Source organism: Myxococcus eversor, from assembly GCF_010894455.1.
Lineage (GTDB): Bacteria > Myxococcota > Myxococcia > Myxococcales > Myxococcaceae > Myxococcus > Myxococcus eversor.
The window spans coordinates 181260-201380 of record NZ_JAAIXY010000016.1 but is presented as its reverse complement, the minus strand read 5'-3'; the positions used below and the strand labels follow the sequence as shown (position 1 = coordinate 201380).

Genomic DNA, 20121 nt, shown 5'->3' with positions numbered 1-20121 from the left:
GTGGACTGACGGGGCCGCGGTGTTTGATGGGCTGTACCTGTCGGTCTGGGTTGTTTCTGTCTGGAGGCACATGGAGGGCCGTTACTCACTCATCCACCACGTCCGCTCGCTGCTGGACGACGAAGAGGGCACTCTCTACAAAGAGGCTCCCTTCCGCGTGGCCCTCTGCTACCCGAGCCCCTACCACGTGGGGATGAGCTCGCTGGGCTTCCAGGCCATCTACCGGGAGATTCACCAGCACCCTGGCGCCACCGCGGAGCGGGTCTTCCTCCCGGACGACGTGGAGGCGTTCAAGAAGACCCGGACGCCGCTGTTCACCTGGGAGTCCCAGGCCTCGGTCTCCAGCTTCGCGATGCTGGCGTTCTCCGTGGCCTATGAGCTGGAGCTGACCGGCCTGTTCACCATGCTGGAGCTGGCGGGGATGCCCGTGCTGGCGGAGGAGCGCCGGGAGGGCGGCCATCCCCTGGTGGTGGCGGGGGGGCCCCTGACTTTCTCCAATCCGGATCCGCTGGAGCCCTTCGTGGACGTGCTCGTCCAGGGCGAGGCGGAGGACCTCATCCACGTGCTGGTGGACGCGGCGGCCACCATGGAGCGCGAGGCCCTGCTGGACCACCTGGCGCGCATCCCCGGCTTCCGGGTGCCAGGGCGGGGAGGGCAGCGCTACCACGTGGCCCGGGCCACGGACTCGCGGCTGCCCGCTCGCACGCAGATCATCACCTCCCACACCGAGCTGCGCTCGATGTTCCTCATCGAGCCGGAGCGGGGGTGCTCGCGGGGCTGCCACTACTGCGTCATGCGCCGGACGACGAATGGAGGCATGCGCACGGTCCCTCCGGAGCGCGTGCTGTCGTTGATCCCCGCGCACGCCCGCCGGGTGGGACTGGTGGGGGCGGCGGTGACGGATCATCCCCGCATCGTCGAGCTGCTTCGCACGCTCGTGGATGCGGGAAAGGAAGTCGGCGTGTCGTCGCTCCGGGCGGATCGCCTGACGCAGGAGCTGGTGGATCAGCTCCGCCGGGGTGGGGCGACGAACCTGACGGTGGCGGCGGACGGGGCCTCGCAGCGCATGCGGGACATGGTGGACCGCAAGCACTCGGAGGAACAGATTGTCCGGGCGGCGGGGTTCGCCCGCACTGCGGGCATGAAGCAGCTCAAGGTGTACAACGTCGTGGGGCTCCCCTTCGAAGGGGACGAGGACATCGACGAGCTGATCCGCTTCACCACGGAGCTGTCTCGCATCCTTCCCGTGGCGCTGGGGGTGGCGCCTTTCGTGGCCAAGCGGAACACGCCGCTGGACGGGGCGCCCTTCGCGGGCATCAAGGAGGTCGAGAACCGGCTGGAGCGGCTGCGCAAGGGCCTGCGTGGACGGGCCGAGGTGCGCCCCACGTCCGCGCGGTGGGCGTGGGTGGAGTACATGCTGGCCCAGTGTGGCCCGGAGGGTGGGCTGGCCGCGATGGATGCCTGGCGGGCCGGGGGGAGTTTCTCGGCCTGGAAGAAGGCGTTCGAGGCCCGGGGCTGTGAGCCCTATCTGGCGCGTCGGGTCGCGGACGAGCGGCGCAACCCCGTCCACTGGCCCACCGTGCCGAAGATGGCGCCCCCCGCCACGGCCGCGTGACGGAGAAGTGCAAGAGCCACTGCACCGAGGGCTCCGCTTCCGCTAGAAGTCCGCTGGCGCCGATGGCCGGCGCCCAGGGGCAGCGGAGAACCAGGTGAGCGCGCAGCGTGTGGACAAGGCGTGGCAGCAGAAGGGCCTGAAGGAGTACTCGACGGAGGCCCTGGTCGGAACGCTCGGTCACTACGGTATTCCCGTGGCCGAGGAGGACTTCCGGAAACTTTCGGAGACGACCTTCCCGCTGGGCATCGCCCAGCAGTGGAAGGCCAGGTGGAAGGGCACGGGCCCCTTCAAGGACTTCGTGGTGGCGGCGCCGGTGGAGCTGTGGCGCCGCTGGCTGCCGGACCGCGTGGCGCCGTACGAGCTGACGGACACGCTCGCCTCGCTCATGAAGGAGCTGCTCCAACTGCTCAACGGCAAGGCCGACGCGTCGGTGGCCCCCGCCTTCGAGAAGATGACCAGCCTGCGCGCGCGGCTGCCCGTGGATGACAAGGGCGGCCCCCAGGAGCGCTTCATGCAGGAGGCGCTGGCGCCGTTCTCGGAGAAGGACGCGGAGCTGTTCGACAGTCTCGCGGAGACGCTGGCCCGCTCCGGCCACCCGGACCACGCGGAGTCGTTCGCGGACCTGGAGGAGTTCTTCCTGCCGGACCGCAAGGGCATCTCCCGCGCCATGGTGCGCGCGGCCCGCGGCGAGCAGGACGGGGCCGTGACCGACCTGGTGAAGCTGACCGAGGACACCGCGCGTACTCCCATCGCCCGGATTCTGGCCGTGGATGGACTCATCCACCTGAAGGCGAACGGGCCCGCCGCGCAGGCCGGCCGCATGCTGCTGGAGTGGGCCGAGTCGACCAAGGACCTGCACCTGGCGCTGGACCTCGTTCCCCGCCTGGAGCACGTCTACAAGGCGCAGAACGACCGCGTCTCCCTGCTGGACCTGGTGCGCACCGCTGACCGGCTCAACGCGGAGCACGACCGCATCCATCCCGGCCACACCCGTCACCGTCACGGGCGCTGAAGCCGGCACCTGGCGGCGCGCGGGCGAGAGCTCGCGCGTCGCGTCCGGAAGGGCAGGGCGTGCCACCGGCGCCTCCAGGGGTGCCCGAAAACGCGAAGCCGGTGAGGCTCATTCGACGAGGAATTGCTCGCGGGGCGCCGCTCCGTGAGGCCTCTCCGGCGAACGTGGATGGGCTCGAGGCGCATGCGGAGAGAACTGCTCTCGGCGCACTGCCTCCCGAGGAGTCTCTCCGGCGAACGGGTGAGCTCAAGGCGCATGCGATGAGGAGTCGCTCGCGGCGCACTGCCCCTGAGAAGTCTCTTCGGCGAACGGGTGAACTCGAGGCGCATGCGGCGAGGGGAGACCGCAGGACCGTCGATGCGCCCTGGAGAGCCCCTACTCTGCGGTGTTCGAGCCTGTGCTCTGTGCCTGACGTGCCGGCTGTTTGCGCCGCGCCTTCTTCTTCGGGGAACTCGCTACCTCCGGGGCCCGCGGGGTCGCTTGCTCGGCGGAGACCTCGCCTCCGCCCTGCGTCATCACGGCTGGAGGTGATTCGGGCGAGGCGACTCCGACTTCCGGCGCGACGACTTCCTGGGTCGCCAGGGGCGTCGAGCGCTTCAACGGAATCTTGAGCACCCGGGGCACGCCCTCCACGACATCGCGCGTGGGCACCACGGCGCCCACCGTCGTGTAGCGGATGGCGCCCGTCTGGGTGAAGGCGTGCTTGAGGGTGTACTCCTTCGCTCGCGGCAGGAACCAGTCACGCACCGCCTTGAGGGGCAGCACGTGCAGCTCTCCCTGCGAGAGGAAGACGTACACGAGCAGGTCCGCGCCGCTGTAGAGGAAGCAGCCCGGCGTGTCCTTCTCCAGGTTGGAGACCAGCTCGAAGAAGTAGCGGCGGCGGGTGGCGTTGCGGTCGCCCTTCACCTCGATGCCGCGCACCTCTCCCGTCGGCAGCTCCCAGAGGAGGTCCACGCCCCGGTGCTGGAAGCGGGGGTCCGACTGCACGTCATGCACGCGCGAGCCCGGCTCCGTCTCCAGCAACCACGTCCGAGCGTGTTGCACGGCGCGGTCCGCCGCGCCCTGCACGCCCCTCATGCTGAAGCTGCGCGCCATGTCCTAGCGGCGCAGCTCGACGCCCGTCGCGACGAGCTGGACCTCGCGCGGCTTGCCATCCGCGCCGCGCGGGACGATGGCGCCTTCCGCCTCGTAGTGCGACGCGTGGCCCTCGCTCAGCTCCGCCACCTTCACCACGCCCTCCACGCGCGCCTGCGAACCCGCCGAGTCCAGCGGGACGAAGAAGCCGTAGTCCTTGAACGTCACTCGCACGCCCGGCCCCTTGGCCTGGGGGTCCGTTGCCAGCTCCATCCAGCAGCCCTTCTTCTCGCACGCCTTGCGCACCGTGCCCTCGAGCCGCACCGTCTTCCCGTCATGGGGCTGGGGCTTCGCCAGCAGGTCCGCGAGCTTCACGGAAGACGCGCCCTTCAGCGCCTCGCCCCGGGTGAGCTTCCAGTTCTCCTGCGCGGCGGCAGGCGCCGTGGCGGCGGCGGTCGCCTCGGGCTTGGGCGCGGCCTTGGCGGCCTCGGCGGGGTGGTGGCAGTCGGCCGCCGCGGCCTTGTCCGCCGTCTTGTCCTTGGCGGGCGTCTTGTTGTCGCCGGCGAACGCAATCAGGGGAACAGCGACCAGCAGCATCAGGGACGTGCGGAGCGAGTTCATGACTCGCTCGCTTAGCCAAAACTCGTTGCCCCGGCAAGGCGACGCCCGTACTAGAGTGTGACTCCCGCACACCTCTTGGCGAGGCGCGCATGAAGGTCTTCCTCCCTCCTCGCAATCGACGCCTCGGCACCGTGGACTACCTGGGGCTCATCGGCCTCGTGGGGCTGCTCGTGGCCCGGTACATCCCCGTGGCCCGGCTCATCCCCTTCTGGGGCTGTGTGCTGCGCGAGCGGACAGGCTGGCCCTGCCTCGGCTGCGGGCTGACGCGCGCGGCCGACCGCTTCGCCCACTTCAACTTCGTGGGGGCCTGGGAGGCCAATCCCCTGGGGACGGTGGCCGCCTTCCTGTTCACCCTGGCCGTCGTGGCCATGGTGCTGCACCTCGTCTTCGCCGTCCCCATCCCCGAAATCACGCTCTCGCCCCGGGAGTGGAAGACGTTCCAGAGGGTGATGCCCGCCATCCTCCTGGTGAATTACGCCTACGTGGTGGTGAAGACGCGCTTCCCCCACCTGTTGCTATAGCGTGGGGTCGTGACTTTCGCGCTCGTCCTGCTCGGCTACCTCGCCGGCTCCATTCCCTTCGGTGTCCTGCTGACGCGATGGCTGCGCGGCGTGGACGTGCGCCAGAGCGGCAGCGGCAACATCGGCGCCACCAACGTCACCCGCGTCGCGGGCAAGAAGCTGGGCGCGTTGGTGCTCGTGCTGGACGCGGTGAAGGGCGCGCTGCCCGTGGCGCTCGCGCTGCGGCTGGTGCCGGACCTGCCCACCGTGCACGTCCTCGTGGGACTGGCCGCGGTGCTGGGCCACGTCTACCCCGTGTGGCTCAAGCTGCACGGTGGCAAGGGCGTGGCCACCGCGCTGGGCGTGCTGCTGGTACTCGCGCCGCTGGCCGCGCTGGCCGCGGGCGCCGCGTACATCTCCATCTTCGCGGTGTGGCGGGTCAGCTCCCTGGGCTCGCTCGCGGCCGGAGCCACGGCGGTGGGCACCTCTGCCTTCACCGCCCGGGCCGCGGAGTACACCGGCCTCTCAGCTGTCCTCTTCGCCCTCATGCTGTGGACGCACCGGAGCAACATTGGCCGGCTGCTTCGGCGCACGGAGCGGCGCTTCTGAGTTTTCGTCCAGGTGGCCGCTGCCCACGGCCCGGTAGCCGAGCAGCGTGCAGTCGATGGGGCCGTTCCACATCTCCCGGCGCGCGGACGGGCGCGCATGGAAGGCGCTCTCGAAGGCCGGGTTGCCGGAGAGCACCCAGACGCGCCAGCCGTGCACGCGCAGGGACTCGCCCAGCTTGTAATAGAAGCTCTTCATGCCCTTCTGTCCGCCGGAGCCGCTCAGGCGGTCTCCATAGGGCGGATTGGTGAGCAGCAGGCCACTGGCGGCGGGCAGGTGCGGAAGGTCCGTCGCGTCGGCTTCGGCCAGGATGATTTCCTCCGAGAGCCGGGCGGCCTGCACGTTGCGCTGGGCGGCCTCCAGGGCCTCCGGGTCCTTGTCGAAGCCCCAGATGGGGACCTCCACCTTGCGCTCGTTGCGGCGGGCATCCGCGCGCAGGTCCACGAGCAGCTCCTTCGCGCGCGGGCCGATGACGGGCCAGCGCTCCACCGCGAAGTCGCGGTTGAGTCCGGGGGCTCGGCGACGGGCCATCAGCCCGCCTTCAATCAGCAGCGTGCCGGAGCCGCACATCGGGTCCACCAGCGCCTCTTCGCCCGTGTAGTGCGCGGCGCGCAGCACGGCGGCGGCCAGCGTCTCCTTGAGCGGCGCGACGGTGGGTCGCACGCGGTAGCCCCGGCGATTCAACGCGTCGCCGCACAGGTCCAACGACAGCGACAGCGTCTCGCGCGACAGGTGCGCCACCACGCTCACGTCCGGGTCCTTCGTATTGACGTCCGGCCGGGTGCCGACCTTGGTGCGCATCCGGTCGACGATGGCGTCCTTCACCTTGAGCGCGACGAAGCCCGAGTGGCTGTGCTCGCTGTCCTTCAGCGTCGCATCCACGGCGAACGTCGTGGTGGGCGTCAGGTGCTCCTCCCAGGGGACGCTCGCGGCGGCTTCGTACAAGCCCTCCGCGCCGTGGGCCTCGAAGGTGCCCAGCGGGTAGAGGATGCGCATGGCGATGCGGGACCAGAGGCAGACCATGAGGGCCTCGTCCAGCGAGGCCATGAAGCGGACTCCGCCGCGGTCCTGACGGATGCGGCGCGCGCCAAGCTCCTTGAGCTCGTCCGCGAGCAGGTCCTCGGTGCCGCGAGCCGTGGTGGCGAAAAGGGCGATGCGTTCAGCCATAAGACACCGCCCTTAGACGACCTGGGACTGCTTGGGAACCCACAAGACGCCTCAGGTGCCCACCACCTCGTAGATGGCGAACGTCGCCCCGTCCTGCTCGGCGCTGGCTTCCTTGGCGCGCCGGAAGTCCTCCGACTGGAAATAGCTCCGCATGGCCTCCCTGTCCCGCCAGCGCGTCACCAGCAGGAGCTCCGGCGAGCGCTCGAAGGACCGCAGCACCTCCAGCCCCAGGAACCCGTCATGGGTGTCCACCCGCCGCGCGCGCTCCTGGAAGCGGGCAATCAGGCGCTCGACCTCCTCGGGGGCGGGGCGGAAGCGGGAGATGGCGACAATCATGGGCGCTCACCTGGGACGTGCTGGGGGAAACGAAGATGGGGGCGCCCGGACCGCTCCGGACACCCCCACGCTTGAACAATCCTCGATGCAGGGGCCCGTCCCTCGCGGCCCCGCGTGGCTACATGGCTCCGGCGCCGGGCATGTCGCCCACACCCCGGATGAGCACCTCGCGGGGCTTGGCGCCATCCGCCGCGCCTACCACGCCATCGCGCTCCATGCGCTCAATCATGCGTGCGGCACGGTTGTAGCCGATGCGCATCTTGCGCTGGAGCATGGAGATGGAGACGGCCCGCATCTCGCTGACCGTCGCGAGCGCCTGGTCGTACAGCTCGTCGGACAGCTCGTCCTCTTCGCCACCGGACTCCACGTCCTCGTCGCGTGGCTTGAGGATGGTCTCGTCGAAGACGGGCTTGCCCTGGGCCTTGAGGTGGTCCACCGCCTTCTTGATTTCGTTCTCCGACACGTAGGCGCCGTGCACGCGCTGCAGGTGCGCGCTCGTGGGCGGCATGATGAGCATGTCGCCCATGCCCAGCAGGGCCTCCGCGCCCACCGTGCCGAGAATCGTCATCGAGTCCGGCTTGGAGCGCAGCATGAAGCTGATGCGCGTGGGGAAGTTCGCCTTGATGACGCCGGTGACGACGTCCGTGGACGGACGCTGCGTGGCGACCATCAGGTGGATGCCGGACGCACGCGCCATCTGCGCCAGGCGCGCCACGTAGGTCTCCACCTCGCGGCTGGCCACCATCATCAGGTCCGCCAGTTCGTCGATGATGACCACGATGTACGGCAGCTTCTTGAGCTCCTTCTTCTCCGGCTTGTCGCTGGCCGACACGAAGGGCACGTCCGACTCGTCGTCGGCCTCGGCTTCCACCTCGGGCACTTCGTCCGGCGCGTCGGACCCCTGCGCCTCGTGCATCTCGTCGTCGTCCCGAGGCACGGCCACGCCCAGTCCGTCCCCGCCCGAGGAGGGCTTGTCGCCGCCCTCCACGTCGAGCACGAGCATCTTCTTGGGCTTCGACTTCTTCTTCGGGGCGGCCTCGGGAGTGCCCGACGCGCCCTTCACCTCGGTGGCGGAGCTCTCCACCAGCTTGTTGTAGCCGGCGATGTTGCGCACGCCCGCCTCGGAGAGGAGCTGGTAGCGGCGCTCCATCTCCTCCACGGCCCAGCGCAGCGCGAGCGCCGCCTTCTTCGGGTCCGTCACGACGGGCAGCAGCAGATGGGGGATGCCCTCGTAGATGGAGAGCTCCAACATCTTCGGGTCCACCATGATGAAGCGGACCTCCTCCGGTGTGGACTTGAGGAGGATGCTCATGATCATGGAGTTGACGGCCACCGACTTGCCGGAGCCGGTGGTGCCGGCGATGAGCAGGTGGGGCGCCTTGGCCAGGTCGAAGACATACGGCATGCCCTCGATGTCCTTGCCCACGCACATGGTCAGCTTGCTGGCGCTCTTGATGAAGGCGTCCTGCTCGGCGATCTCCTTGAGGTAGACGGTCTCCCGGTCCTTGTTGGGAACCTCGATGCCCACCACGCCCTTGCCGGGGATGGGCGCGACGATGCGCACGCGCATCGCCTCCATGGCCATGGCCAGGTCGTCCGCGAGCGCTGCGATCTTGCTCACCTTGATGCCCGGTCCCGGCAGGAACTCGTACATGGTGACGACGGGGCCGGGACGAATCTCGACCACCTCGCCGACGATGCCGAAGTCGGCCAGCTTCGCGCGCAGCTTCTCCGCCGTGGAGAGGAAGGCGTCCTTGTCCAGCTCGGAGCGCTCCTGCTTGTCGCACTCCAGGACGTCCAGCGGCGGCAGCGTGAAGCTCTTGCGGTCACCCACGAACTCGAACTGGTCCTGGGCCTTCTTCACGGTGGGCGCGGCCAGCGCCTTGGGCGCCACGATGAGCGGCATGCGCGCCGCCGCCGGGGTGGCAGGCGCGGGAGCCGGGGCAGGGGCCGGCGCGACGGGCTGAGGCACCGGCGCGGCGATGATGGGGGCCGCGGGCGCTACGGGCTCGTGGCTCTCGGGCAGCGCGGCGACGGGCGGCGTGCCCGGACCGGTGACGATGTTGGGCGTCTTCCGGCGGCTCCTCGGGGGCTCGACTCCCTCGGGGACAATCGGGGTGGAGTGGGGCGCGGGGGCGAGGAACGACGCGGCCCAGGCCGGGTCCGCTCCGGGCGCGGGACGCTTCTCGGCGCGCAGCGCGAGCCTGTTGTCGGCGGGCAGGGACGGCGACGACGTGGGTGGCAGCGAGTCCGTCTCGGCGGGGAGCGGCAGTGCCTTGCGCTTCTCCCCCTTCTCGCGCCCGTCCTTGAGGGCCAGCTTCGCGGCGAGGGCCTGCTCCTTCTCGTTCTGCCGGGCCAGGCGCACGGCCTCTTCGGCCATGGCCTCCGCCTCGGCGGCTTCGGCCTCTTCGGCGGCGCGCTCGGCTTCGGCCAGCTCTTCCTCATCCGCCTCGATTTGCGCGAGGAAGGCGGCCTCCTCCAGCTTCTCCTCCGCCGCGCGCTCCTGTCGGACCTTGTAGGACGCCTTCTGCGCCTCCCAGAAGACGTTCGCGGACTCGGCGACGCGGCGGCCCAGGACGCTCAGGCCGGCCCACACCAGCGAGCACAGCTTGAAGAACGTGTACTGCGTCCCGACGATGAGGGCGGCGGCGCTGATGGCCGTCACCAGGATGACGGTGCCGACGGTGGAGAACAGCCCCTCCATCACCCCACCCAGGCTGGCGCCCAGCGCGCCTCCGGGAGGATGTGCCCAGCCCTTGTCTCCGGCGAACATGAGCTGCGCCAGGACGGAGATGCTCACGGTCAGCAGGAAGAGGCTGATGATTTGAGGGCCGCGCTTGCGCTCGCGGCTGCCCACGAAGAGCACCATGGCCGTGTAGAGCCCGCCCACGGGGGCCAGGTAGGCGCACACGCCCAGCATCCCTCGCAGCGTCTCCGCGATGAGGTGGCCCATGGGGCCCACCGCGTTGCGGAAGCCCGGTCCGACCCTGTCATGGGCGTCGAACGTGGCGACCGCCAACAAGGACAAGAGCGACGCCGCGAGCAGGAACACGCCGGTGATGGCACGCCCCGCGCTGCCGTCGCCTCCCTCGGCGCCCGCCTTCCGTCGCTTGTCCGCGAGCGCCTTGCGACGCGTCGCGATCTCCTGACGGGAGAGTACCGCCTTTTCCGCCCGACCCTTCTTCGCCGTCATGACCTTCTTCCCTCTGCGCGTCTCAGCCGCGTAGCGGGCTGTAGCAATGCCCGTCGCGAGTGTAGGGAGGGAGGGGGTCTGGTCAATTTTCCGGCAGTCGCTCCAGTCCGGGCGGACGGTGCCGGACACAGGGCCTACATTTCGGCTGCGCCCTCCACCAGAGGGGGTATGGTGCCGCCACGATTTCTTGGAGGAGCATCGCCATGGCAGACACCGACAAGCCGTCCTCGAGCGAGGAAGAGTACTTCGCCCGGGAGGACATCGAAAAGAAGCGCAAGCTGGCGCTCCAGCAGGCCGCGGAGACGGCGGAGAAGCAGCGCGAGGAGCTCAAGAAGCTCCACTGGATGAAGTGCCCCAAGTGCGGCATGGACCTCCAGACGCTCAAGCAGGGCAACGTGGACCTGGAGACGTGCTTCAACTGTGGCGGCGTCTTCCTGGACTCCGGTGAGCTGGAGCAGCTGATGGCGCACCACGGCCACGAGGGCAGTGGCAAGGTGATGGGCGCCATCCTGAACCTCTTCAAGCGCAAGTAGTCACTCGCGGTCGGAGGCTTCCACGCATGGCCCTCACGCTCGAGCAGGTGCGACATGTGGCCACGCTGGCGAGGCTGGCGCTGACTCCCGAGGAGGAGCAGCGCCTGTCCACGCAGCTGTCGGCGGTGCTGGACGCGGTGACTCAGTTGCAGTCGCTGGACGTGGAGAACGTGGAGCCCACGTCGCACGCCACGCTGACGGCCTCGCTCCTTCGGGAGGACGTGACGCGGCCCTCGCTGCCGCCCGAGAAGTCGCTGGCCAACGCCCCGGCGAAGTCGGGCACGTCCTTCGCGGTGCCCAAAATCATCGAGTAGCCAGGAGGGGAGCCCCACGTCATGCAGCTCACGGACCTGACGATGCTGGAGCTCGCGGAGAAGCTGGCCGCGGGTCAGGTGTCCTCCGTGGAAGCCACCCGCGCGTGTCTGGAGCGCATCCAGCGGGTGGACCCGAAGATTCGAGCCTTCCTGCGCGTGGACGAGGCCGGTGCCCTGGCCGCCGCCGAGGCCAGTGACGCGCGTCGCAAGGCGGGCACTCCGGCGAGCCGCCTGGACGGCGTGCCCGTGGGACTCAAGGACCTCTTCCTCACCGAGGGTCTGGAGACCACCGCCGGCTCGCGCGTGCTGGAGGGCTTCGTGCCGCCGCTGGACGCGACGGTGGTTCGCCTGTTGCGCGAGGCGGGCCTGCCGCTGCTGGGCAAGCTCAACCTGGACGAGTTCGCGATGGGCTCCTCCAATGAGTCCAGCGCGTACTTCCCCACGCACAACCCCTGGGATGTGACGCGCACGCCGGGAGGCTCCTCGGGAGGCTCGGCGGCGGCGGTGGCGGCGCGCGAGGTGTTCGGCGCGCTGGGCACTGACACGGGCGGCTCCATCCGCCAGCCCGCGGCCTTCACCAACACGGTGGGCCTCAAGCCCACGTACGGGCGCGTGTCGCGCTACGGCGTCATCGCCTACGCCTCGTCGCTGGACCAGCCCGGTCCGATGACGCGCACGGTGTCGGACGCGGCGGCGCTGCTCCAAATCCTCGCCCAGCACGACCCGAGGGACTCCACGTCCGCGCCGGTGACGACGCCGGACTACTCGGCGGAGCTGGAGCAGGGCGTGCGCGGGCTGAAGCTGGGCGTGCCGCGCGAATACTTCGCCCAGGGCATGGAGGAGGAGGTGGAGGCCTCCGTGCGCGCGGCCCTGCGCGAGTACGAGCGGCAGGGCGCGACGTTGGTGGACGTGTCGCTGCCACATACGCAGTACGCGCTGGCGACCTACTACCTCATCGCTCCCGCCGAGGCGTCCAGCAACCTGGCCCGCTACGACGGCGTGCGCTACGGCCTGAGGGCCAAGGACGCGCGCGGCCTCAAGGAGCTGTACTCGCTGACGCGTGAGCGGGGCTTCGGGCCGGAGGTGAAGCGCCGCATCATGCTGGGCACGTACGCGCTGTCCGCCGGCTACTACGACGCCTACTACCTGCGCGCGCAGAAGGTCCGCACCCTCATCCGCGAGGACTTCACGCGCGTCTTCAAGGAGGTGGATGCGCTGGTGGCTCCCATCTCTCCGGTGGCGCCGTTCAAGCTGGGCGAGAAGGTGGATGACCCGCTGTCCATGTACCTGATGGACGTCTACACGCTGCCCTGCAACCTGGCGGGCGTGCCTGGCTTGTCGGTGCCCTGCGGCTTCACGAAGGCGGGGCTGCCGGTGGGGCTCCAGGTTCTGGGACGGCCCTTCGACGAGGCCCTCCTCTTGCGCATCGCTCGGGCCTTCGAGCGCGAGCACGACTTCTTCCGCCGCCTCGCGCCCATCTAGGGCACGAGGTCCGCATCGGTGACACCGCCATGCCCGTGAGCGATTTTCAGCCCGTCATCGGCCTCGAGGTCCACGCGCAGCTCCTCACGCAGTCGAAGATTTTCTGCGGCTGCTCCACCGCGTTCGGCGCGGAGCCCAATCGCAACACCTGTCCGGTGTGCCTGGGCATGCCCGGCGTGTTGCCCGTGCTCAATGAGCGCGTCGTCGACTTCGCCATCCGCACGGGCTTGGCGCTCGAGTGCCGCGTCAACGCGAAGAGCGTGTGGAGCCGGAAGAACTACTTCTATCCGGACCTGCCCAAGGGCTACCAGATTACGCAGTACGACCTGCCCATCTGCGAGCACGGCAAGCTGCTCATCGACACGCCGCAGGGCGAGAAGCTCATCCGCGTGCGCCGCATCCACATGGAGGAGGACGCGGGCAAGAGCGTGCACGACGCGGGTGGCGGGCAGAGTCTGGTGGACCTCAACCGCGCGGGCGTGCCGCTCTTGGAAATCGTCAGCGAGCCGGACCTGCGCGACGCGGACGAGGCGGTGGAGTACCTCAAGGCGCTGCGCGACGTGCTCGTGTACCTGGGTGTCAACGACGGCAACCTGGACGAGGGCAGCTTCCGCTGCGACGCCAACGTGTCGGTGATGCTCAAGGGCTCCGACACCTATGGCCAGCGCTGCGAGCTGAAGAACCTCAACTCGTTCCGCTTCGTGAAGCAGGCCATCGAGTACGAGATTTCGCGGCAGGTGGATGTCATCGAGTCCGGCGGGAAGGTGGACCAGGAGACGCGCCTGTGGGACGTCAACAAGGGCGTCTCGCGCTCCATGCGCAGCAAGGAGGACGCGCACGACTACCGGTACTTCCCGGAGCCCGACCTCCCGCCGCTGCACGTGACGACGGAGGTCATCGAGGCGGTGGGCCACACGCTGCCCGAGCTGCCGCGCGCGAAGCTCCAGCGCTTCGTGAGTCAGTATGGCCTGCCCGTGTATGACGCGCGCATCCTCACCGCGGAGCGCCCGCTCGCGGACTTCTTCGAGGCGTGCGCCGAGCGCTACCCGGACGCGAAGAAGCTCGCCAACTGGTTCCTCGGAGAGCTGCTGCGGCTCTTGAAGGAAGAGGGCTCGACGGTGACCTCGGTGCGCTTCACGCCCGCGCAGTTGGCGGAGCTCCTGGGCGCCGTGGACCAGGGCACGGTGTCCGCGAACGCGGGCAAGGACGTGCTGGCGGAGATGTTCCGCACGGGCCGCTCGGCCCCGGACATCATCGCGGAGAAGGGCCTCGCCCAGGTGAGCGACACGGGCGCGATTGAAGCCGTGGTGGACGACATCCTCGCGAAGAACGCGGGCGAGATTGAGAAGTACCGCGCGGGCAAGAAGCAGGTGTTCGGCTTTTTCGTGGGCCAGGTGATGCGGGCCATGAAGGGCAAGGGCAACCCCGCGCTCGTCAACGAGCTGCTCAAGAAGAAGCTCGGCGACTGATTTACGGGGTGCACGCGGGCACGGTGACGTGGAGCACGTCCTCGTCCCGCGGGTTCTCCGAGCAGGCGAGCACCCGTGGTTGCGCGGCGTCCGTGCGCTCCAGGATGAGCGAGGGCGCCTCGAAGTGGTTGTCGAGCAGGTCTCCCACGAGCTGGGCCGTCACGGTGTAGCGGACCCGGCGGAACGTGGAGAGTTGGGAGGGAATGCCCTCGTCGAACCAGTGCTGGCTTCCCGTGCGCGGGTTGCCTCCCGCCGACTCGAAGGGCCACGGTGAGTCCCACGGCCACGGGTTGGCGGACGGGTGGGCGAGGATGTCCGCCCCCAAGGCGTCCAGGTACTGCGCGCAGGGCACGAACCAGGGCTCCTTCGCGGTGTGGGGCTTTCGGAAGGCGTCGTAGCCCAGCAGCGTTCCCAGTCGGCCGAAGGGCGTGGCGAGCACCGTCATGTCCTCGGGACGTCCGGGACTCAGGTGCAGCACGTCCTCGCGGCCGGGCACCAGGTTCACCTTGCGCGTCACCGCCACGCAATGACCCTCGGGGTCGAAGGTGTGACTGGTGTTGTACGTGCGCGCGCCTCGGGGCTCGAAGTCCGGGGTGCCGAGTCCTCGTCGGTTGTCAGGAAGCAACGCGCTGCCCGCCACCACCCACAGGCGGAAGTCCCGGGCGATGCCGGAGAAGGTCTCGTGCACCACTCGATGCACGCGGGAGGCGAGCGCGGCGTAGAGGCACTCTTCCCGCGTCGGCGGCTGGAGCGTTCTCCAGGCTCGCCACATGGGGGCCCACTCGGCCAGGGCCACGCGGCGCATGGCGCCTCGGGTCGTCGTGTGGCGTTGAACCCGAGGCAGGTGACCCATCATCGCCAGGGGCGCGCCCACCAGCTCCGGCCACACCGCGAGGGCGGGGTGGAGGGGTCGCCCGGATGTATCGCGTGCACGCAGCGCATCGACTCTCGCCGCGAGCGCGCGGTGCTTCGCGGTGAACGATGCGGGGGACGCGTAGTCCTCCAGCGAGACACGAGGCTGGAGGGCGAACAGCTCGACGTGGGTGGGAGGCAGGGCGTCGTTCACGAAAAGGCCGGGGCATCCGGTGGGGCGCGAGCTTGCGCCGTCCACCGGGCAGAAGCGTGTGCCTACTTCAACAGTCCGTTCTCCCGCAGACGCTGCTGCAGGAAGGCGCCTGCGGTGATGGGCGCGTGCCGGGCTGGGTTGTCCGGCGTCTCGGTGCAGGGCAGCGGCTTGAGCACGCAGTCCGAATAGGGGTGCACGAAGAAGGGCAGCGAGTAGCGGACGGTGTCCTCGTCCGCGCTCTTCGGATTCACCACCCGGTGCGTGGTGGCGGGGATGACCTCGTTCGTCACGCGGCTGAGCATGTCGCCGGAGTCCACGACAATCTGCCCGCGCAGCGTGTCCACCGGCAGCCACTCGCCGTCGCGCGTGAGCAGCTCCAGACCGGACGCGGTGCCCTCGCACAGCAGGGTGATGAGGTTGATGTCCTCGTGCTCGGCGGCGCGGACGCCCCCGGGGATGAAGCGCTCGCGCAGCGGCGGATAGTGGATGAGGCGCAGCACCGAGTTGCCATCCGTGGCCATGTCACTGAACGTCGTGCGCGCCACGCCGAAGAACTCCGCCAGGGCCTGGAGCATGACGCCGGCGGCGCCATCCAGCTCGCGGAAGAGCGACAGGGTGTTCTCCCGGAAGGAGGGCACTTCTCCAGGCCACACGTTGGCGCCGTAGTCCTTCAGGTACGGGTGGCCGGCCGGAAGCTCGCGGCCCACGTGCCAGAACTCCTTCAAGTCCCCCACCTTGCGGTCCTTCGCGTGCTCCTTGCCGAAGCCGGTGTAGCCGCGCTGGCCCGCCAGCTCCGGCACCGCGTAGCGCGTCTTCACGTCCTCGGGGAGCTGGAACAGTCGCTCCACGTCAGAGTAGGTGCGACGGATGAGCGCGTCGTCGATGCCATGGCCGACGATGGAGACGAAGCCGAACTCCCTCAGTCCCTCACCGAAGATTTGGACGAAACGAGCGCGCTCGGTGGGTGTGCCGCTTCGGTAGTGGGACAGGTCGAGGAGAGGGATGCGGCGTGAGGTTCCGGACATGGGCCGCGCACCTTAATCGAGCGTGATGGATTGTCGGCAGCGACAGCGTCGGCCGGTGGACCGTCTTCATGTACCGCGGCGCTGGCTTGCGTCCCACCAGCCGACATCCTCGCGGGGCGCCAGTGGTCAGCATGGGACGGGAATGTCCAGATTAGCTGGGCAGGCCTGGGGGACTGGCATGGCCGAGGTGAGCAGCGGTGATGCGTGCGAGGCGTGCGGCCAGCGACATGGGTCGGCGACGTCTTGCTCGACGCTGGTTCGCGCGGAAGGTGAGGGGCCGGCGCCCAGGCCGAGGTGCCCCGTGGCGAGCGAGGACTCAGACCCCCTGGTAGGTGCCCGCCTGGGAAGCTTCCGACTGGTGCGCCGGTTGGGGCGCGGCGGCATGGGCACGGTGTACCTGGGCGAGCACGTGTCCATCGGCAGTCGGGTGGCGGTGAAGGTCCTGCACGAGCACCTGGCCATGTACCCGGAGCTGGTGCAGCGCTTTCACGCGGAGGCTCGGGCCGTCAATGTCATTGGCCACGAGAACATCGTCAGCATCTTCGACCTGAACGCGGGGCCGCCCCGGCCGTACCTCATCATGGAGTACCTGGACGGCGCGCCGCTGTCCGCATGGGTGGGGACGCCGCTGCCCGCGCCCGCGGTGGTGTCCGTGCTCTCGCAGGTGTGCGACGCGCTCCAGGCCGCGCACTTGAGTGGAATCGTCCACCGCGACCTCAAGCCGGACAACGTGTTCCTGGTACGGCGCGGGCGGGGCACGCCTTTCGTGAAGGTGCTCGACTTCGGCATCGCGAAGCTGGCGGACGCGAGCATGCCGCAGACCCACGCCGGCATCATCGTGGGCACGCCCGAGTACATGGCGCCAGAGCAGTCGCTGAGTCGCCGCGTGGATGGACGCGCGGACCTGTATGCGCTGGGGGTCATCGCGTATCAGCTCGTCACCGGGCGCCTGCCCTTCGGGGACGAGGGGCTGACGGCGCAGCTCGTGGCCCATCAGATGCGGGCGCCGCCTCCGCCTCGCTCGGTGCACGCAGCGGTGCCCGTGGCGCTGGAGCGGGTCATCCTGCGGACCCTGGCCAAGGCTCCCGAGGAGCGGTACGCGACGGCGGCCGTCCTGCGCGCGGCCTTGGAGGGGGCGCTGGCGGAAGAGGCGCGTGCGCGGACGAAGCCGGCGCGTCCTCCCGTGCCTGTGCGGACCGTGCCTCCGGTGGTGGCTCCGGAAGTCATGGTGGCGGAGGACCTCATCGCGCCCTGGTCTCCGGCGCCACGCCCCGTGGCTCCGGGATGGGCCGCATCGCCTCCTCGGAATGCTCTGGAGGCTGCGCAGCCACTGGCGCCTCCGATGCTCATGCCCGTGGGTATCGCGAGTCGAGAAGGTGTGCCTGTTGGCCGGGGGCCTCCTCCAGGCCTGATGGGAGTCGTGAGTCGTGAGGGTGTGCCCGTTGGCCGGGGGCCTCCTGCTGGACCGGTGGGCGTCGCGAGTCGTGAGGGGGCTCCAGTTGCATCCGCTGGACGAGGGACTCCACCCGCGCCGATGGTGAACGCGGGTCGAGAAGGTGTTCCGGGCGCGCCCATCGGCCGAGGGACTCCGCCCGCGCCGGTGATGAACGCGGGTCGAGAAGGCGTTCCGGGTGTGCCCATCGGCCGAGGGACTCCGCCCGCGCCGGTGATGAACGCGGGTCGAGAAGGCTTTCCGAGCATGCCCGTCGGCCGAGGAACTCCGCCCGCGCCACTGCTTGACGAGAGTCGTGAAGGTGTTCCAGGAGTGCCCATTGGTCGAGGGACTCCGCCTGCGCCGATGGGGGTCGCGAATCGCGCGGGTGCTCCGATGGGCCGAGGGACTCCGCCTGCGCCAGTGGGCGTCGCGAGTCGTGAAGGTGTTCCAGGCGTGCATGCGGGTCGACGGCCCCCGCCCGTGCTGGTGGTGAGCGCGAGTCGCGAAGATGCTCCGGCCCTGCCCATTTGTCGGGGGCCTCTGGCGGCGCCTGTGGTGAGCGCGAGTCGCGAGGATGCGCAGGCCCTGCCCATTGGCCGGGGAACTCCTCCCGCGCCTGTGGCGAACATGAGGCATGAAGGTGTTCCGGGTGCGCCCGTCGGACGGGGGACTCCTCCCGCGACAACGGCGAACCCGAGCCGTGACGCCGTCGCGCGCGTGGGTGCTCCCTTCGGTGATGGGCTGCCCTCCGCGAGGCCGCCCACGGTGGAGCTTCCGGTGCGCGTGGTGTTGCGTCCCGGAGAGACTCCGGTGTGGCTGACGGGCTCGGACCTGTCGCGCGGCGGGCTGTTCCTTCGCAGCGAGGGGTTGCTCCCGCCGCTCTTCGCGCGCCTTCCCATGGTGCTGGAGCTGGACTCTGGTCCTCACTCCGTCGTCTGCGAGGTCGTTCGCCACGTGCCGGAAGAGCAGGCCCGGGTCTGGGGCATGGCCACCGGCTTCGGCGTCCAGTTCGTCGAGGCCACCCTGGCGCTCAAGGCCTCCGTGGACGCGCTCCTTCGCGCGGGCCCGGGTCGCCGTCCTCCGCCGCTCGTGCCCATGGCGGACGACGCGGAAGCCGCCCATGTGTTGGAGGCCTATCGGACGCGGCTGTCGGGTGACTACTACGCGGTGCTCGCCGTGCCTCCCGACCTGGACATGACCGCCTTGCGTGCCCGCACCCGCGAGGCCCGTGGCACGCTGGAATCGCTGCGCCAGCGACCCCTGTCTTCCTCGCAGTGCCTCCTGCTCGACTCCGTGCTCGGCCGGCTGCACGAGGCCGGAGAGGTCCTGGGCACGGTGACGCAGCGGGCGCTGTACGACGCCTGGCGGGGCAACCACCGAGGCGTGGCCCGGTGCCTGGAGGCAGGGCTGACGTCGGAGCAGCTCGATTCGCTCCGGCGGGAGTTCCTCGCGCGCAGGCCCCAGTCCGCGGGGATGGCGCGTGTGCACTATCTCTCCGGCTCCGCGCTGGAGCGGGAAGGGCAACTGATGCGTGCCCTGGAGACCTACGAGCGGGGCCTGGCGCTGGACCCGCTGGAGTCGAGCCTCCACCACCGCTACCGCACCGTCCGCCGGGCCCTGGATGCTCGCGGCGCCACGGAGCGCACCAGCGACAGGGCCCGACCTTCCTGAGGGAAAGCCGGGCCCGGTGAAGCGGAAGAGGTGGGTGACTACCCGCCAGCGGCCGCGGCGCAGGAGGCGCTGATGCCCTCGGTCCGGTTGAAGCACTCGCTGAACTGGTTGATCCAGTCCACTTCGCTGCCCACCTGGCAGTCCGGCAGGTCCTGGATGCAGTCCGCCAGGTCGCTCAGCCGGTCCTTGTCGCTGTCCGAGCAGGCATCCAGCGCGTCCTCGCAGACGCCCTTGTTGAACACGTCCTCGTCCCCGCCGGTGTCGTCGCCACAGGCCGCCACCTTGTCGTTGAGCGCCTTGTTCGCGTCTTCCAGGTCATCGCAGGCGTTGCCGCCGCAGCCGACGCCGAACAAAAGGGTGACGGCGGCCATCAGGCCGAACATGAATTTCTTCATTGTGGAATTCCCCCCGGGGGACAGACGGTTTTGTTGGTGGAGCGCTGATCGGCCGGGCTTGCTCTGGCCGGACCATCAGGTAGGTTCGCTCTTTCCCGGGGGCAATCTGGACTGCCGGACGAGATGATCCAGCAACCGTCTTGACTCCCCAGGGCATCTCCCGTAAATCCGGCCGTCCTTTGCGCCACAAGGGCGGTCCGTCCGTCCGAAATGCGCGGCCGATTCCACGGGTTGACCCAACCCGAAGCTGACAGGGGTTAGACGATGTACGCAGTGATTCGCACGGGCGGAAAGCAGTACCGCGTCGCCGAGGGCGATGTCCTCCGGATCGAGAAGATCGCCGGCGACATCGGAGCCGAGGTGTCCTTTACCGATGTCCTGCTGTTGGGCGGCACGGATAGCCCCAAGGTGGGTCGTCCCACGGTCTCCGGCGCTCGCGTCGTGGGCAAGGTGCTCGCGCAGGACAAGCACCGCCGCGTCCTCCACTTCCGCAAGGAGAAGGAGGGCTGGACCCGTCGCCGTGGCCATCGCCAGCCGTATACCGAGGTGAAGGTCACCTCCATCTCCGGCTAGTCCGGACGGTTTCACCTCAACTTCAGGAGCAAGG

Annotated in this window: 18 protein-coding genes and 1 pseudogene; 11 read left to right on the top strand and 8 right to left on the bottom strand. The window is 69.5% G+C overall.

Going from position 1 to position 20121, the window contains the following annotated elements; genetic code table 11:
• Positions 1 to 70: 70 nt before the first annotated feature.
• Positions 71 to 1615: a radical SAM protein gene (locus tag G4D83_RS29610; protein WP_163868206.1), complete on the top strand. Its 1545-nt coding sequence runs from the start codon at positions 71 to 73 to the stop codon at positions 1613 to 1615.
• A 94-nt stretch (positions 1616 to 1709) separates the two neighbouring features.
• Positions 1710 to 2627, top strand: coding sequence for a hypothetical protein (locus G4D83_RS29605; RefSeq protein WP_176437383.1), 918 nt, complete (start codon positions 1710 to 1712; stop codon positions 2625 to 2627).
• A 375-nt stretch (positions 2628 to 3002) separates the two neighbouring features.
• Here G4D83_RS29605 and G4D83_RS29600 read toward each other — a convergent pair whose 3' ends face one another.
• Positions 3003 to 3722: a hypothetical protein gene (locus G4D83_RS29600; RefSeq protein WP_163868205.1), complete on the bottom strand. Its 720-nt coding sequence runs from the start codon at positions 3720 to 3722 to the stop codon at positions 3003 to 3005.
• Between the two features lie 3 nt (positions 3723 to 3725).
• Positions 3726 to 4322, bottom strand: coding sequence for a DUF4920 domain-containing protein (locus G4D83_RS29595; RefSeq protein WP_163868204.1), 597 nt, complete (start codon positions 4320 to 4322; stop codon positions 3726 to 3728).
• Positions 4323 to 4411: 89 nt separating this feature from the next.
• On the opposite strand from G4D83_RS29595, the gene G4D83_RS29590 reads away from it, so the two are divergent.
• Both G4D83_RS29590 and plsY read left to right on the top strand, forming a co-directional pair.
• Complete coding sequence (locus G4D83_RS29590) at positions 4412 to 4843, top strand: DUF2752 domain-containing protein (RefSeq protein WP_163868203.1); 432 nt, start codon at positions 4412 to 4414, stop codon at positions 4841 to 4843.
• Positions 4844 to 4852: 9 nt separating this feature from the next.
• Positions 4853 to 5431: a glycerol-3-phosphate 1-O-acyltransferase PlsY gene (gene plsY, locus G4D83_RS29585; RefSeq protein ID WP_163868202.1), complete on the top strand. Its 579-nt coding sequence runs from the start codon at positions 4853 to 4855 to the stop codon at positions 5429 to 5431.
• Here the strand turns inward: plsY and G4D83_RS29580 are convergent.
• The 3 genes from G4D83_RS29580 to G4D83_RS29570 all read right to left on the bottom strand — a co-directional run bounded on the left by G4D83_RS29580 (position 5348) and on the right by G4D83_RS29570 (position 10124).
• Positions 5348 to 6595 carry a THUMP domain-containing class I SAM-dependent RNA methyltransferase gene (locus G4D83_RS29580; protein ID WP_163868201.1) on the bottom strand — a complete coding sequence of 416 codons (1248 nt, stop codon included), beginning with the start codon at positions 6593 to 6595 and terminating at the stop codon, positions 5348 to 5350. The two genes, plsY and G4D83_RS29580, sit on opposite strands and share 84 nt — an antisense overlap.
• 51 nt (positions 6596 to 6646) lie before the next feature.
• Positions 6647 to 6931 (bottom strand): antibiotic biosynthesis monooxygenase family protein, encoded by a 285-nt coding sequence (locus G4D83_RS29575; RefSeq protein ID WP_163868200.1) that lies wholly within the window; start codon positions 6929 to 6931, stop codon positions 6647 to 6649.
• Positions 6932 to 7049: 118 nt separating this feature from the next.
• Complete coding sequence (locus tag G4D83_RS29570) at positions 7050 to 10124, bottom strand: FtsK/SpoIIIE family DNA translocase (RefSeq protein ID WP_205522737.1); 3075 nt, start codon at positions 10122 to 10124, stop codon at positions 7050 to 7052.
• Between the two features lie 203 nt (positions 10125 to 10327).
• On the opposite strand from G4D83_RS29570, the gene G4D83_RS29565 reads away from it, so the two are divergent.
• Genes G4D83_RS29565 through gatB form a run of 4 tightly spaced genes read left to right on the top strand, consistent with a single transcriptional unit; the run spans position 10328 to position 13922 of the window.
• Complete coding sequence (locus G4D83_RS29565; RefSeq protein ID WP_163868198.1) at positions 10328 to 10657, top strand: TFIIB-type zinc ribbon-containing protein; 330 nt, start codon at positions 10328 to 10330, stop codon at positions 10655 to 10657.
• Positions 10658 to 10683: 26 nt separating this feature from the next.
• Positions 10684 to 10971, top strand: a complete 288-nt coding sequence (gene gatC / locus G4D83_RS29560) for an Asp-tRNA(Asn)/Glu-tRNA(Gln) amidotransferase subunit GatC (RefSeq protein ID WP_141646512.1) — start codon at positions 10684 to 10686, stop codon at positions 10969 to 10971.
• Between the two features lie 21 nt (positions 10972 to 10992).
• Positions 10993 to 12453, top strand: a complete 1461-nt coding sequence (gene gatA / locus G4D83_RS29555) for an Asp-tRNA(Asn)/Glu-tRNA(Gln) amidotransferase subunit GatA (RefSeq protein WP_163868197.1) — start codon at positions 10993 to 10995, stop codon at positions 12451 to 12453.
• Positions 12454 to 12482: 29 nt separating this feature from the next.
• Positions 12483 to 13922: an Asp-tRNA(Asn)/Glu-tRNA(Gln) amidotransferase subunit GatB gene (gene gatB / locus G4D83_RS29550; protein ID WP_163868196.1), complete on the top strand. Its 1440-nt coding sequence runs from the start codon at positions 12483 to 12485 to the stop codon at positions 13920 to 13922.
• 1 nt (position 13923) lies between these two features.
• Here the strand turns inward: gatB and G4D83_RS29545 are convergent, their stop codons facing one another.
• Positions 13924 to 14988, bottom strand: coding sequence for a carbon-nitrogen hydrolase family protein (locus tag G4D83_RS29545; RefSeq protein WP_163868195.1), 1065 nt, complete (start codon positions 14986 to 14988; stop codon positions 13924 to 13926).
• Between the two features lie 62 nt (positions 14989 to 15050).
• Complete coding sequence (locus tag G4D83_RS29540; RefSeq protein WP_163868194.1) at positions 15051 to 16013, bottom strand: isopenicillin N synthase family dioxygenase; 963 nt, start codon at positions 16011 to 16013, stop codon at positions 15051 to 15053.
• 178 nt (positions 16014 to 16191) lie between these two features.
• On the opposite strand from G4D83_RS29540, the pseudogene G4D83_RS47285 reads away from it, so the two are divergent.
• Positions 16192 to 17193: pseudogene (locus tag G4D83_RS47285) on the top strand (serine/threonine-protein kinase); the annotation flags it as partial.
• 45 nt (positions 17194 to 17238) lie between these two features.
• Positions 17239 to 19119, top strand: a complete 1881-nt coding sequence (locus G4D83_RS47105; RefSeq protein WP_420826666.1) for a PilZ domain-containing protein — start codon at positions 17239 to 17241, stop codon at positions 19117 to 19119.
• A 38-nt stretch (positions 19120 to 19157) separates the two neighbouring features.
• Here G4D83_RS47105 and G4D83_RS29525 read toward each other — a convergent pair whose 3' ends face one another.
• Positions 19158 to 19514 (bottom strand): hypothetical protein, encoded by a 357-nt coding sequence (locus G4D83_RS29525; protein ID WP_163868193.1) that lies wholly within the window; start codon positions 19512 to 19514, stop codon positions 19158 to 19160.
• A 264-nt stretch (positions 19515 to 19778) separates the two neighbouring features.
• Here G4D83_RS29525 and rplU point away from each other — a divergent pair, with 264 nt between their 5' ends.
• Positions 19779 to 20087 (top strand): 50S ribosomal protein L21, encoded by a 309-nt coding sequence (rplU, locus tag G4D83_RS29520; RefSeq protein ID WP_163868192.1) that lies wholly within the window; start codon positions 19779 to 19781, stop codon positions 20085 to 20087.
• Positions 20088 to 20121: the final 34 nt, after the last annotated feature.

Coding starts and splice junctions, on each gene's coding strand:
- G4D83_RS29610 (WP_163868206.1), top strand. CDS start 71: ATGGAGGGCCGTTACTCACTCATCCACCACGTCCGCTCGCTGCTGGAC.
- G4D83_RS29600 (WP_163868205.1), bottom strand. CDS start 3,722: ATGGCGCGCAGCTTCAGCATGAGGGGCGTGCAGGGCGCGGCGGACCGC.
- G4D83_RS29595 (WP_163868204.1), bottom strand. CDS start 4,322: ATGAACTCGCTCCGCACGTCCCTGATGCTGCTGGTCGCTGTTCCCCTG.
- G4D83_RS29590 (WP_163868203.1), top strand. CDS start 4,412: ATGAAGGTCTTCCTCCCTCCTCGCAATCGACGCCTCGGCACCGTGGAC.
- G4D83_RS29580 (WP_163868201.1), bottom strand. CDS start 6,595: ATGGCTGAACGCATCGCCCTTTTCGCCACCACGGCTCGCGGCACCGAG.
- G4D83_RS29575 (WP_163868200.1), bottom strand. CDS start 6,931: ATGATTGTCGCCATCTCCCGCTTCCGCCCCGCCCCCGAGGAGGTCGAG.
- G4D83_RS29570 (WP_205522737.1), bottom strand. CDS start 10,124: ATGACGGCGAAGAAGGGTCGGGCGGAAAAGGCGGTACTCTCCCGTCAG.
- G4D83_RS29565 (WP_163868198.1), top strand. CDS start 10,328: ATGGCAGACACCGACAAGCCGTCCTCGAGCGAGGAAGAGTACTTCGCC.
- gatC (WP_141646512.1), top strand. CDS start 10,684: ATGGCCCTCACGCTCGAGCAGGTGCGACATGTGGCCACGCTGGCGAGG.
- gatA (WP_163868197.1), top strand. CDS start 10,993: ATGCAGCTCACGGACCTGACGATGCTGGAGCTCGCGGAGAAGCTGGCC.
- gatB (WP_163868196.1), top strand. CDS start 12,483: ATGCCCGTGAGCGATTTTCAGCCCGTCATCGGCCTCGAGGTCCACGCG.
- G4D83_RS29540 (WP_163868194.1), bottom strand. CDS start 16,013: ATGTCCGGAACCTCACGCCGCATCCCTCTCCTCGACCTGTCCCACTAC.
- G4D83_RS47105 (WP_420826666.1), top strand. CDS start 17,239: ATGGTGGCGGAGGACCTCATCGCGCCCTGGTCTCCGGCGCCACGCCCC.
- G4D83_RS29525 (WP_163868193.1), bottom strand. CDS start 19,514: ATGAAGAAATTCATGTTCGGCCTGATGGCCGCCGTCACCCTTTTGTTC.
- rplU (WP_163868192.1), top strand. CDS start 19,779: ATGTACGCAGTGATTCGCACGGGCGGAAAGCAGTACCGCGTCGCCGAG.